General features: G+C 38.4%; 15 protein-coding genes. 13 read left to right on the forward strand and 2 right to left on the reverse strand.

Going from position 1 to position 12977, the window contains the following annotated elements; translation table 11 throughout:
* The 3 genes from A3G3_RS13445 to A3G3_RS0107860 form a co-directional block, all read left to right on the forward strand.
* A partial coding sequence (locus tag A3G3_RS13445; RefSeq protein ID WP_019519986.1) for a polymorphic toxin type 44 domain-containing protein occupies window positions 1-1041 on the forward strand: 1041 nt, incomplete at its 5' end.
* A complete protein-coding gene (locus A3G3_RS0107855) occupies window positions 1038-1553 on the forward strand; it encodes a hypothetical protein (protein ID WP_019519987.1) in 516 nt (171 codons plus the stop codon). The genes A3G3_RS13445 and A3G3_RS0107855, both read left to right, overlap by 4 nt.
* 279 nt (window positions 1554-1832) lie before the next feature.
* Complete coding sequence (locus A3G3_RS0107860; protein ID WP_019519988.1) at window positions 1833-2198, forward strand: hypothetical protein; 366 nt, start codon at window positions 1833-1835, stop codon at window positions 2196-2198.
* A gap of 338 nt (window positions 2199-2536) precedes the next feature.
* On the opposite strand, the gene ligA is transcribed toward A3G3_RS0107860, so the two are convergent.
* Together ligA and A3G3_RS0107870 are read right to left on the reverse strand one after the other, a co-directional pair.
* Complete coding sequence (ligA, locus tag A3G3_RS0107865) at window positions 2537-4546, reverse strand: NAD-dependent DNA ligase LigA (protein ID WP_019519989.1); 2010 nt, start codon at window positions 4544-4546, stop codon at window positions 2537-2539.
* A gap of 78 nt (window positions 4547-4624) precedes the next feature.
* Window positions 4625-5215 (reverse strand): 5-formyltetrahydrofolate cyclo-ligase, encoded by a 591-nt coding sequence (locus A3G3_RS0107870; protein ID WP_019519990.1) that lies wholly within the window; start codon window positions 5213-5215, stop codon window positions 4625-4627.
* A gap of 92 nt (window positions 5216-5307) precedes the next feature.
* On the opposite strand from A3G3_RS0107870, the gene gspF reads away from it, so the two are divergent.
* The 10 genes from gspF to A3G3_RS13455 all read left to right on the forward strand — a co-directional run bounded on the left by gspF (window position 5308) and on the right by A3G3_RS13455 (window position 12904).
* Window positions 5308-6513 (forward strand): type II secretion system inner membrane protein GspF, encoded by a 1206-nt coding sequence (gspF, locus tag A3G3_RS0107875; RefSeq protein WP_019519991.1) that lies wholly within the window; start codon window positions 5308-5310, stop codon window positions 6511-6513.
* Between the two features lie 73 nt (window positions 6514-6586).
* Entirely contained in the window at window positions 6587-7060 is a 474-nt protein-coding gene (locus A3G3_RS13450; protein WP_019519992.1) for a hypothetical protein, read from the forward strand.
* A gap of 58 nt (window positions 7061-7118) precedes the next feature.
* Complete coding sequence (locus A3G3_RS0107885) at window positions 7119-7526, forward strand: hypothetical protein (protein WP_019519993.1); 408 nt, start codon at window positions 7119-7121, stop codon at window positions 7524-7526.
* 262 nt (window positions 7527-7788) lie between these two features.
* Window positions 7789-8223 carry a hypothetical protein gene (locus tag A3G3_RS0107890; protein WP_019519994.1) on the forward strand — a complete coding sequence of 145 codons (435 nt, stop codon included), beginning with the start codon at window positions 7789-7791 and terminating at the stop codon, window positions 8221-8223.
* 70 nt (window positions 8224-8293) lie between these two features.
* Complete coding sequence (locus A3G3_RS0107895) at window positions 8294-9055, forward strand: hypothetical protein (protein ID WP_019519995.1); 762 nt, start codon at window positions 8294-8296, stop codon at window positions 9053-9055.
* Window positions 9056-9119: 64 nt separating this feature from the next.
* Window positions 9120-9368, forward strand: coding sequence for a type II toxin-antitoxin system RelB/DinJ family antitoxin (locus tag A3G3_RS0107900; RefSeq protein ID WP_026212928.1), 249 nt, complete (start codon window positions 9120-9122; stop codon window positions 9366-9368).
* Entirely contained in the window at window positions 9365-9658 is a 294-nt protein-coding gene (locus A3G3_RS0107905; protein ID WP_019519997.1) for a type II toxin-antitoxin system RelE family toxin, read from the forward strand. The genes A3G3_RS0107900 and A3G3_RS0107905 overlap by 4 nt, the downstream gene beginning before the upstream one ends.
* A 104-nt stretch (window positions 9659-9762) precedes the next feature.
* On the forward strand, window positions 9763-10188 hold the full coding sequence (gene gspG / locus A3G3_RS0107910; RefSeq protein ID WP_019519998.1) for a type II secretion system major pseudopilin GspG: 426 nt from the start codon (window positions 9763-9765) through the stop codon (window positions 10186-10188).
* Between the two features lie 70 nt (window positions 10189-10258).
* Window positions 10259-12313 carry a cytochrome c biogenesis protein CcdA gene (locus A3G3_RS0107915; RefSeq protein ID WP_019519999.1) on the forward strand — a complete coding sequence of 685 codons (2055 nt, stop codon included), beginning with the start codon at window positions 10259-10261 and terminating at the stop codon, window positions 12311-12313.
* Window positions 12314-12553: 240 nt separating this feature from the next.
* Window positions 12554-12904 (forward strand): DUF3465 domain-containing protein, encoded by a 351-nt coding sequence (locus A3G3_RS13455; protein WP_083908857.1) that lies wholly within the window; start codon window positions 12554-12556, stop codon window positions 12902-12904.
* The last annotated feature ends 73 nt before the right edge of the window (window positions 12905-12977 follow it).

Below are 12977 nucleotides of genomic sequence, written 5' to 3' on the forward strand. Positions count from 1 at the left end.
AAACCAAACCCTAAGCAAAATGAAAAAGGCTGGTTGGCGGTTGATACTAGCGAGTTTTTATTATTTGATAAAGCTAAAGCCAAGCATGCAGTCAAATTACTTGGAACGCTAAATGATAGAAGTGGTAGGGCTTTCATTAGTATTCATCAGCAAACAAATAAGGGGGTTATAACAATTGCTGAGCATAAAAGTATTAATTGGATTTATCGTCATGAAGCCAAGGTAATACGTAATTATTGGGAAGTAACCAAAGGCTTGAATAGCACAAACCCTGATAATGTGAAAGATCAGGCTATATCTAGAAAAGATTGTCCACATAAAATTGATGGGGCGATAAAAGTTGCTGAGTATATTGTTGATGAGATTAAGAGGAATGTTAAGAGTTTGGTGGCTCAGAGAATTCGTTATCATAATACTGGAGAGATAGGAGCAGAATTACAAAAAGAGTTTGATAAATCAAATGAGAGAATTAACAAAATAAAAGATCCTTTTGAATTCGGGCAACCTATTCGTAATCCAGAAACCCAAAGAAATTACGTGTTGGCATTCAAGCTATGGTATGATATGGTTGACACGAATAAGGATTGGGATCATAAGCCAAAACTTTATAATGATGATAGATTCAATAGAAATAGTGGTATTACTGTACATAGAAGATATGATGAAAAAAAGCAAGAAGGTGAAGTGCTAAAAAGCCATTACCACAAATATAGAGATTACGACTATTTTTATGATATTTGGTCAAACATTCATTATGGCTATGTTGGGCTTAGTGTGGGTTTTGGAGAACAAGTCTTATTGTTTGGTTCAACCTCTCAACAAGTATTCAATAAAGCAACAAAAGGAGCTGACACACCCGATGATGTTACAGCTATTAAAATTGGGTTTCAACTTTATGAAAAATTCGGAAAATTTGCCGAAAAATTAACTTATCAAGATGTATTGAATATTTTAGATAAGACAGCCGTTGTTAAAATGCCGAATTCAAAACATATACATTGGTGCTATAATACAGATAACCCAGATAGGATTAAAAAATGAAAAAAAAATTGATTTTATTATTGATAAAATATAAAAAAATTATATTTTGTGTATTGATATTTAAATTATATTTCTTGGTATCATCTTTTTTTTATGATACTAATTTTTATATTTACAACAATATTAATTATGATATATTGTACAAAAAGATAGAGATATCAAGTGATGAAGATCCGGGCTTTACTAGTAAAGAAATACGTAGTATGCGTATTAAATACAAATTAAGAAAAAACAAAAAAGCTGTAATAAGATATGATAAAGAATATTGGAAAAAAAACAATAGAAAGTTTGAAATTGACATTCTTTCTATTGATGGTAAGTATTTATTTGGTAATATATTTGTAGATAAACCTGCTTACCCCAACCAAAAACCCTCTTGCTCCTTCAAAATAGAAGTCTATTCTGACAGAACAGTAGTGACCCCAACTTACAAACGGTTTTGTAAAAAACCGATGTATTATCATGAAAACTTTGATCCTTATAACCCAGCACATCAGCCAAAATCTTATTAGGACACCCTGACAATTCACAACAATTTTAGCCATTAACAAAGTAACTGCGATAAAAATTGGTTTCACGCTTTATAAGAAATTCGGAAAATTTGCTAAAGGATTGACCTACCAAAATGTATTAGATATTTTAGACAAAACGCCCCAAAATTTGTTGCCAAATTAAGAAAGAGGTGTAGGGTCTGTTGAACATTCACAAATTTAACACATCAGTCAAAATCTGGTGGGCATTACAGTTTCACCATAATTGCGTGCCAGTACTGGTAAAATTAAGGATAGAAAATGTGGAAATTAGTATTTAATATTAGCCTGTTAATACTTTTAGACAGTTGTGGTAAAGAGCCAACCATTGACCGTGCTGAGTATCTTGAAAAAATATTTCCAAATCACCCAGGTTATAAGACGTTTTTAGTGAAAGCTAATTATTTTAATAAGCCTAGCTGTCAATACTTAGAAAATTGGGCTAAAGCCAATGTAAAGACTACTTTAAAAAAAGAACGTGAACAATATACATTCTTAAGTTACGATGATGAAATAACCGCTAAGAATCCATATCTTGAAAAAGAATATGACGCTATTGGGGAACACTATGTAATTTGTGAAATGTTTAATGATGATTATCAATGTTTTAACTGTAATGATGACTAAGAAAGAGGTGTAGGGTCTGTTGAATATTCACAAATTTAACATATCAGCTACTATAATCTGATAACATAAGAGTAACTTATCATAACGAGTAGCAATCGCCCTAAATATTTTGCATTTTTTAAAAGCATTTTCTACTAGAGGGATTAAATTTAATTCGTGACAATGAGAATAAAAAAACTATTAGTTCAACGTAGTAAAATGTGGGCTTTGCAAATTACAAATTACCTTGAACAGTTATTGTTTGGAAAAAGTTTACGGTGCGATTACGCCGGCTAACCATAGATTTTTTAGTTTTTTATAAAATTTATTGTTATACCTAACCAAAGCCTAGACTTAGATTATCCATTTAACATCACCAAAAATTCAGCTTCATTAACAATGTTTATCCCCAAACTTTCAGCTTTTGCCAGTTTACTACCTGCCTTTTCCCCTGCCAACAGTGTGGTGGTTTTTGCCGACACCGAGCCTGACACTTTTGCTCCCAACGCTTGGAGTTTGGCTTTGGCTTCATCACGCCCCATGCTGGTCAGCGTGCCAGTAATTACCCAGCTTTGTCCATCAAGCGGTTGATTGCCGAGCGTTTCGTTACTCAGTTTTTGCCATGTGATACCTGCTTTAATAAGACGTTCAATCACTGCTAAATTATGCTTAGCTTTAAAAAACTCAACAATCGCATCGGCGGTAATCTCACCGACATCAGGCGTTTTTTGTAGTTCATCTAAATTGGCACGCATTAAATTGTCTAAATCACCAAATTGTTTTGCCAAATTTAACGCCGTACTTTCGCCCACGCCACGAATGCCAAGTGCGTAAATAAATTTTGGCAAAGTCGTCTGCTTGCTGTTTTCAATGGCAGTTAGCATATTTTCAACCGACTTTTCACCCAGTTTTTCAATTTTGACTAACTCATCACGCTGTTTGTGTAAATCATAAATATCTGCTACATTATGAATTAAACCTAATTCATGAAAAATAATCAGCCAACGTTCGCCCAAACCATCAATATCCATTGCCTTGCGACTGACAAAGTGAATCAACGCTTCTTGCTGTTGAGCAGGGCAGTACAGTCCGCCTGTGCAACGTGCCAATGCCTCACCGTCAGGCAAAATCACAGGTGAGTTACAGACTGGGCAATTGTTTGGTAAGGTAACAGGTTCGGTTTTATTTGGGCGTTCGTCTGTCCATACTCTTGTCACTTTGGGAATGACATCACCTGCACGATGTACACTCACCATATCACCGACACGAATATCAAGGCGTTCAATCTCGCCAATATTATGCAAAGTTACATTACTCACGGTAACCCCGCCCACATTCACAGGCTCAAGTTTGCCAACAGGGGTTAGCTGTCCTGTACGCCCAACTTGCCATTCTATCGCATTAAGACGGGTCATCACTGTTTCAGCAGGGAATTTATACGCCGTCGCCCAACGTGGCTCTCGGCTTAAAAAGCCCAATTGTCGTTGTAAATCTAAATCATTGACTTTCACCACAATACCGTCAATTTCAAACGGTAAATTGGGGCGTTTGTCAATCACGGATAAATAATAATCTTGCAATTCGTTTGCGGTATTCACCAGTTTAATATCACTTAAAGTAAAACCAAGATGATTAAGCCACATTAACGCATCAAATTGTGTACTAATTTCATTCGGTAAGCCTTGCACCACCGAATAGGCGTAAAATGCAAGGGGGCGATTTTTGGCAATATTGGGGTCAAGCTGTCGCAGACTGCCTGCGGCGGCATTGCGTGGGTTGGCAAACGTTTTTTCGCCATTTTGTTCGGCTTGTTGGTTAAGCTTGGCAAAACCTGCTTTTGGCATTAGCACTTCGCCACGGATTTCTAATCGTTCAATGGAAGTATCGTCCAGTACTAATGGTAAGTTGCGAATGGTTTTGACATTTTGGGTAATATCTTCGCCCGTCTGTCCGTCACCACGAGTCACGGCTTGGGTGAGTACGCCGTGTTGATAAATCAGTGACACCGCCAAGCCGTCTAATTTTAGCTCAACTTCATAATCAGGATTTTTATATTGCTCGGATAAACGCTCATTGACACGCCGAAAAAAGTTTTGCAAATCTTCCAGATTGAAAATATTGCCAAGCGATAACATCGGAATTTGGTGATGAACTTGGCTAAAAAACGGTAGTGGCTTATCACCCACTTGGTTAATGGGGCTGTCGGCTTGGATAAATGTGGGATTTTGTTGTTCTAAATTAATCAGTTGCTGGCGTAATTGGTCATATTCATTGTCGCTAATCGTGGGGTTGTCTAGCACATAATAGGCGTGGTTGTGGGCTTTTAATTGGTTAATTAACTGTCGCATTTTGGCTAAAATAGTGCTCATAATTATCGTCTTTTTGGGTTAAAATTGTGGCAATATTACGGTATTTTGCGAATTTTCTCAAGGGATTGCTAAAAAATTTTATGGGTTTAAATATCGCCGAAAGCGTAACTTTTGGCTTGGCAAAATTGCCATATCTAAGCCAATATCCCATGTATTCACGTCAAGGCGTTCCACCAACTGAAAATTGTACGCCCAACCGATTTTAACAGGTTTATTTTTGCATTTTGCCAAGGTTTTATCATAAAAACCGCCACCCATACCCATACGATTGCCTTTTTTGTCAAGGGCAACCAAGGGCATAAATAGCAAATCCAACTGTTTGGCGCTTATCATGTTGCCGTAAGCAGGTTGTTGCATGCCAAGTTTATGGGTGATTAAGCGGTTATTTTTTAAAGTATATTGAGAAATTTTAATAAATTTTAGTACTTTATCCGCATGAATAACCACTGGCAAATACAGCTCAAAACCATGTCTTTTTGCCCAATCTGCAATCGGTTGGGTTGGCAGTTCGCCAAATGCGTCCAAAAATAAACCAACTTTTGTGCCGTGTTTGTATTTGTTTAATTTGCTTAACTGGCGATAGGCTTGCAAAGCATGATAGTTACGCTCTCGTTTTGTTAAGTTTAGCCGTTGTTTACGCAGTTGTTTTCTTAAATGTTTTTGTGGCATAAATTTTTCCGTGACATTTTTTGTAAAAATGGGGCTTTATTTTAGCGTGCTATCTGTTTACAATAAAGCAATTTTTAACGATGAGAATAACTATGCCTGCTTATCAATACGTTGCGATAGACGCACAAGGTAAAACCGAAAAAGGGATTTTAGAAGCCGATTCCGCTCGCCAAATCCGTCAGCAATTACGAGAAAAATCGCTATTGCCTGTGGAAGTTACCCCTATCCAAAAACAAAATGCGGGCAAACGCCGTTTTGGACAAAAAAGCATCAGTGCCTACGATTTAGCATTAATTACTCGGCAATTATCGGTACTTTTGGCATCGGCGATTCCGATTGAACAGGCGTTAAATGCAGTTGCCAAACAAAGCGAAAAACCGCATATCAAAGCGTTAAATTTGGCAGTACGTTCCAAAGTGTTGGAGGGCTATAGCCTGTCAAAAGCGTTGGACGAAGCGGGCAATTTTCCGCAGATTTACACCGCAACCATTTCAGCAGGCGAGCGGTCTGGGCATTTAGACTTGATTTTAAACCAACTGGCAGACTATACCGAAAACCGTTTTGCCATGCAAAAAAAGATACAAGGGGCATTGGTTTATCCGATTATTTTGCTGATAATGGCGATTGCAGTCGTGGTGGGGTTGATGACCGTAGTTGTGCCAAAAATTGTGAAAGTGTTTGAACAATCCGAGCAAGCCTTGCCAACCATTACCCAAGTTGTTTTGACCTTGTCCAATCTTTTAACCCAATGGTGGTGGCTTGTGTTAGCAGTTGTGTCTGGTGGTTTGATTTTGTTGATAAAATTTATCAAAACGACCGCAGGACGTGCGACTTTTGATGCGTTGGTATTACGCTTGCCAATTTTTGGCAAACTGTCTCGCAACTTGAACGCTTCTCGTTTTGCCAGTACCTTGTCAATCTTGGTACGCTCTGGCGTGCCGTTGGTGGATGCCTTAAAAATAGGCGGTGCGGTAATGTCAAACGTGCATATCAAAGAAAACATTGACAAAGCCTGTGAAAAAGTGATTGAAGGGGCGAGCCTGTCTAGCCAACTGGAAAAAAGCAACTATTTTCCCCCCATGATGGTACAAATGATAAAAAGTGGCGAAAACTCAGGCGAACTGGATAATATGCTGGCTCGCACTGCCGATATGCAACAAAACGAAGCAACCAATATGATAAGTACTTTGTTATCGCTACTTGAGCCGTTGATGTTGGTGCTAATGGGGGTGATTGTGATGACCATTGTCATGGCGGTGATGTTGCCGATAGTCAATATGAATGATTTGGCAGGATAAATCACTATTTTTTTGTAGCAGACTTGTGCTATAATTTAGCTCAATTAAATTGTATTCATTAAGGCAAATTAACATGAAAAAAATTCTTTCCACTGTAATTTTGGCAACAACTTTGGCATTAACCGCTTGTGGAGGCGGTAGTTCAAGCAGTTCTGGTACAAATCATCAAACTAACAAACCACAAAAAGAAATTGCTTTTGGTGTAGAAAAAACCTTGGCAAATAACAATGTGTATAAGTGCTATTCTCAACATGCACTTGATAGTTGTACCGATGACAACACTTGTGGCGTTGCCAAATGTACGCTTGTAAAAGGAACACCACCTGCATTAACGCTACCAAACTGCGAAACACAAGGTAACACCTTTTGGGGCAAAAAAGGCGAAAGTTGCCAGTTTAGCGTTCCAGACTTTGACAATGGTAAGCCAAAGATTCTAGAATGTGATGCACAAGGCAAAACCATATTTAAGTCAGATATCAATGGTGAAGGCTTAGAAGCAGAGCAACTGCCAAGCAAAACAGGTGCAAAATTTTTAAGATGTGAATAATATTGTTAAATTTACCTAAGCTATCAAGATTGGGTAAGTTTTTAAACAAGGATAAACCATGAAAAACTTATTTAACACAGCCATTTTAACCCTAGCAACCACATTGACATTAACCGCTTGCGGTGGTGGTAGTTCGGATAGTTCAGGTAGTTTTGACTCATTTGATGTGGGTGCTTATCAGGCGAGACTGGTTAATCTGCCAAGTTGTCAAATTGACCATACGTTAAAAATCATTCATGCAGGTAAAAATGGTAAAAACGACCGTATTTCGCAACTTGTTCCACAAGAATGTAAGGTTAAACTACCTGATGTTAATGGTGGATATGCGTTTAGCTTAAAATGTCAAAGCTATGTCAGCCTTCAAGAAAGACCTACTGTCAGTTACTACGCAACCAAAAAATATGAGAGTAGTGTTATCAATTTAATAAAAAATGGCAAGACTTACCATGTGGCCTGTGTCAAATAAGCATTTTATCTGTGATATCCCTTTTAAAAACGGTTCAATTGAGCCGTTTTTTTATACATTTTACAAAGTAATAATATAGCAATAAATTTACAAAAAATATACAAAATTTAACATCTTTTTTTTCTGCTTTGTATTAACATGTAAGAATAACAACAAATTGGTAAACTTTTCAAAAATATTTTATCAAATTTGCTAAAAAAAACGGTAACTTTCAGCCATGATTGTTGCTAAATTCTGACTATTTTAAGATAAGGAAAATGCCATGAAAAAGGTATTCAGTGGTTTAGTTTTAGCCAGTACGTTCGTTTTAACCGCTTGCGGTGGTGGTAGCTCGGATAGTTCATCAACTTATACCCAAAGTTTTAAAAAGGTTTTAACCAATAAAAACGAATATAGTTGCCCAACCAAAGTCGCATTTGATGCGTGTGGAGATGACGCAAGCTGTAAAGTCGCAAAATGTACTTTAACCAAAGAAGTAGTCAAGCCTGTTGATATAGCAACTACTAAAGCTTGTACCATTGATGGCAATAACGTCTACGGCAAAAAAGGTGAAAGCTGTACATTTAGCATCGCTAAATTCAATGGTGGTGCTACACAAGCATTGACTTGTAGTACAACAGGTGCAGGTTCTATTGCAGGTGGTATTAATTTTGGTAAATCTTTTGTACTCAATGGCGTAACTTTAAGCTGTAAATAATCAAAATTTTACTACCTAATAAAGCGGCTTAATGGTATCATTAGGTCGTTTTTTTAACGTTGGAAAAAAGATGAAAAATAAACTGTTTTTTGCAATTTATACGCTTGTGGTATTTGGTCTAGGGGCGTTATTGAGCTTTATTTTGACCACAAAATCTTATATGCAGGATTTAAACAACCTAAAAGCCAAAACCCCACAGTCTATTAATGAACTCGCCACGCCAACCCAGCCGAAAACTGCTCCAGTCGCCAGTCAAGCAGTGGTGATTGAACAAACCATTGCCCAAAATCAGCAAAACAAAACCAATTTTTCAACCCAAAATTTTAATGAACAATCCGCCAAAGCGGTGTTAAATGCCATTCCAGACAGTCAGCTATCGGCGTATGTGTCTCGCTTTATGACCCAAAAAGATGCCGAGTTGATAGGCGATAAACGCCAATTTGCCAACCGAGCCATAGAAGAATTGTACAAACAAAACGACAATCAACCATTAACAGGGCAGGTGTTGCTCTCTACAACGCCTAATTTTCCAGAAAACTCCATGAATACCAATACCTTGCAAAAACGCCAAAAACTCTACGCACATCTCAATACCTTTGGCAAAGTACCTTTGGGGACAAATGTGTTTATCAAGTGGACAAATCGTAGTACAGGGGAAGTGCTGTTGTTTGAAAAAAAGCTGATTTCGCCAGATTCAAATACCAATTGGGTGAGTTATCAGCCTTATGACACTTGGCAAACGGGCAGTTATGATATTCGTTTTTATCAATTTACGTCCCAGCTTGAGCCTGTGGCACAGCTTAGTTATGATGTACATCAAGTGGTGGAGTAGTGGTTGCATTTGTTTTACAAGTGTTTTACAATTTACTTTTGGTAAAAGTAAAAAAGAGCAAACGATGGCAAATTTAAATGTACGCATTGATGATGTTACCAAACAACAAGCCTTTTTGGTGTTTGAAGAATTAGGCATTAGCCCAAGCCAAGCGGTGCGAATTTTTTTGGATTATGTCGCTAAAACTGGCAAAATGCCAATTCGTCAATTTATGGTGGCGGATGATGACAGTGATTTGGTGGAAATTACCAAAAAACGCCTTGCTGAACCTCATAAAATCCGTGAAACCACGCTTGATGAGTTATTTTCATGACTTACACAATTAAAGTTCATGATGATTTTGTGGAAGAATTGGCAAGTTTACCAACGGCAATCAAAGCCCAATTACGCAAAAAATTAGACAAAATTGTGGAAAATCCGCACATTCCAAAAAATCGTTTGGGTGGCGATTTGGTCGGTTACTATAAGGTTAAATTGTTAAAATCAGGCATACGTCTGGTTTATCAAGTCAATGACGATGAAATTTATATTTTGTTGGTTACGGTTGGCAAACGTGCGGATAATGAAGTTTATGATACCGCCAAAAACCGTTTAAATCCCTAATGTTTCTATAAAATTAACAAATATTTTATTTCGCAAAAATCCATAATCACATACAATTTTCTGCTAGAATAGCGTTTTTTAAAATAAATGAAGATGGAATAATTATGTCAAATTATCAAAAACAAGCAGGTTTTACCTTAATTGAAGTCATGGTCGTTATTGTGATTTTGGCGATTATGGCAGGATTGGTTGTGCCAAAAGTCGTTGGACAAAGCGATAAAGCCCGTGTCAAAACCACCGAAACCGCACTCTCTGCCACGTCTAATGCCATTGACATGTTTAAAGTGGACAATGGACGCTACCCAAGCACACAAGAAGGTTTAAACGCCCTAATCACGCCACCGCAAGGGGCAAAAAACTGGCCTGAAGGGGGGTATATCAAAGGCGGTTTTCCAAAAGACGGCTGGGAAAATGAATTACAATATGTCGCCCCGGGGACAGAAGGGCGTGCTTATGATTTGTTTTCGCTTGGTGCGGACGGGCAAGAGGGCGGTGAAGACGGCAATGCGGATATTTTTGCTAAGCTTTAACGATTTTCTGTAAGATTTTCACCCAATCACCGACTAAAGGCTATTGATTAAAAAATAATTGAGTAATTGTATGACTTTTTTAGCAAAAAATTTTAAAAAATCTGTCTTAGTTGGTGTATTATTAGCAAGCCATTTAACCCAGCCAATCGCCCATTCTGCAAGTCTTGGCGATTTATTCGGTAATGCCACAACAACGAGCGAAATTTTACCTGCTCATCAAGCCTTTCAAGTGTTTCCTACCCAAAAAGGCAATGTCATCAGCGTTCGGGTTGAAGTACAGGACGGCTATTATGCCTACCAAGATAAACTTAAACTTGAGTTACCAAAAGGCATCACCGCAACGCCGTTCAGTTTTAACATTGAGCCAAAACTGATAGATGATCCAGATTTTGGGCGTGTGCCTGTGTTTGAACAGACCGTGACTGCTACCGCTACGTTAATGAGCGATGTGAACATTGATAAAACCCAAGCCACATTAAAATGGCAGGGCTGTGCCAAAGCAGGTCTATGCTATCCACCTGAAAAAGTAAATTTTACCATTCAAAATTTATCGGCGACCGCAGAAAAAACGCAAACCAATCAAAAAGATACAACAAAATCAGAACAACAAAAACAATCGGTTGCACCTGCCAGTTCGGTGACTGAAACTAAAAAATTGCAAACATCTGAAAAAACAGATAAACTGGATAAAAATCAAATAGTTGCAAGCGGTACTCATCTTGCATCAACCACTGCATCAAGCACCGCTTTAACCGCAAGCGTTGCTTCAAGCGGTCTGGCAACGCCAATTTCTCAAGATAACCTATCCGAAAATAGTTTAGCACAAAACACCAGCGAACAAAATACGGTTAATTTGGATTTAACCCATAACGAAAATCAAGATATTTTTGGGTTGGCAGAGCATACTGGCTTGGCGTTGGTGCTGTTGTTTTTGGCAGGGCTTGGCTTGGCGTTTACACCCTGTGTGTTACCCATGTTGCCGATTGTTGCCAATATTGTTGCTCGTCAGCATAATCCGTCCGCCAAAAAAGGCTTATTATTAACAGGTGGCTATGGGCTTGGGGTGGCGACTAGCTACGGTATGCTAGGGGCGTTAATTGCGGTGTTTGGTCAGTCGCTTGGGGTGATGAGCTTATTACAAAATCCAACAGTTTTGTTAAGTTTTGCATTACTCTTTGTGTTGCTTGGCTTATATATGTTGGATTTGTTGCCCATTCGTTTGCCTGCTAAACTTAGTATGAAATTGCAAGGTTTAACCCAAGTTGGCGAAAAGCGTTTGGGGAGTGTAACAGGTAGTTTTATCACAGGATTTTTCTCGGCGTTAGTGGTGTCACCTTGTGTGTCTGCACCGCTGGCAGGGGCATTGGCAGGGGTGGCAACCATTGGCAATCCTGTGATTGGTTTTTTTGCTTTATTTATGTTGGGTTTGGGTTTATCTACTCCGCTCATGTTGCTGGGTGCAACGCAAGGTAACTTTATGCCAAAGGCAGGCGAGTGGATGAACTGGGTAAAATCAGGTTTTGCCTTGATGATGTTTGCGGTTGCTTTGCTGATGATTGAGCGGATTTTTGTGAGCAGTTTGATGCTTGCTTTATGGGCGGTTTGGTTCGCTGTGGTAGCGATGTGGGCGTATCATTGGCAGGGACGTGGTCAGTTGCTAAGTAAGGCGGTTGCCCTTGTATTGACGATTTGGACGGCGATTTTGATGATAGGTGTGGCGTTAGGCAGTCAAGACAGTTGGCAACCGTTAAAACCTTTGACAAATAAAGCCGTTAGCACACAGGTTGTTCAAAATCATTCGGCGATAAAAATTCATAAACTTACTGAGCTTGAGCCATTATTGGCACAATACCCCAATGTATTGGTGGATGTAACTGCTGAATGGTGCATTGAATGTCGGATTATGGAAAAAACCTTGTTTGCCAATCCACCCAGTAATTTGGCAAATTGGCAAGTGGTAAAATTGGACGTGACCGAAAATACGCCAGATAGCAAGGCAGTGTATGAAAAATTGCAAGTGTTTGGTCCACCTGTGTTGTTATATTTTCAAAATGGCAAATTGGTAGCACGCCAAAATGGTGAAACCAAGCGGGCGGATTTTGAAAGCGTGTTAAATCGTTTGTAATTATTTTAAACCTTTATCAATATATCAATGAGTTATATCATGAAACCGATTTTTGTGTTATCTTTGTTTGGTGTGTTGAGCTTAACGGCGTGTTTTGATGACAATCAGCACGCTCAAAACCCTGTCCAATCTGCTAATGTTGCTGAAAATACCACTTAAAATAGCCTAAGTAATCCAAAAATTTCTGCATAAAACTCTAGCCAAAATACATACAAACTTAAGCAAGGTACTGCAAAAACGATTTGTAACAACCAAGCAATTTATCAAGCCTACCAAGCCAAAAATGAAAATCGTAAAGTGCAAGTATTGGCGTGTGCAACGGTAGCAAAAGTATTGCCCGACGATAATAAAGGGAGTCGGCATCAGCGGTTTTTGATAAAAATTGACAATTATCCAAAAATGAGCGTACTCGTTGCCCATAACATTGACCTTGCCCCAAAAGTGAAAAACATTCAGCCCAATACGCCAATCAAAATTTATGGTGAATACATTTATAATGAAAAAGGGGGGGTGCTACATTGGACACACCAAGATCCTACTAGTCGTCATCAGCATGGTTGGATTGAGTATGATGGTGAGCGTTATAGGTGAATTCTTGTCTAGTCTGTTAAGCTTTTTTAACAAGTCATCGTTTATTTTGTTTGTTTGGCGAAAAAACATTGCA

It is taken from the genome of Moraxella boevrei DSM 14165 (genome assembly GCF_000379845.1).
Classification (GTDB): Bacteria; Pseudomonadota; Gammaproteobacteria; order Pseudomonadales; family Moraxellaceae; genus Faucicola; species Faucicola boevrei.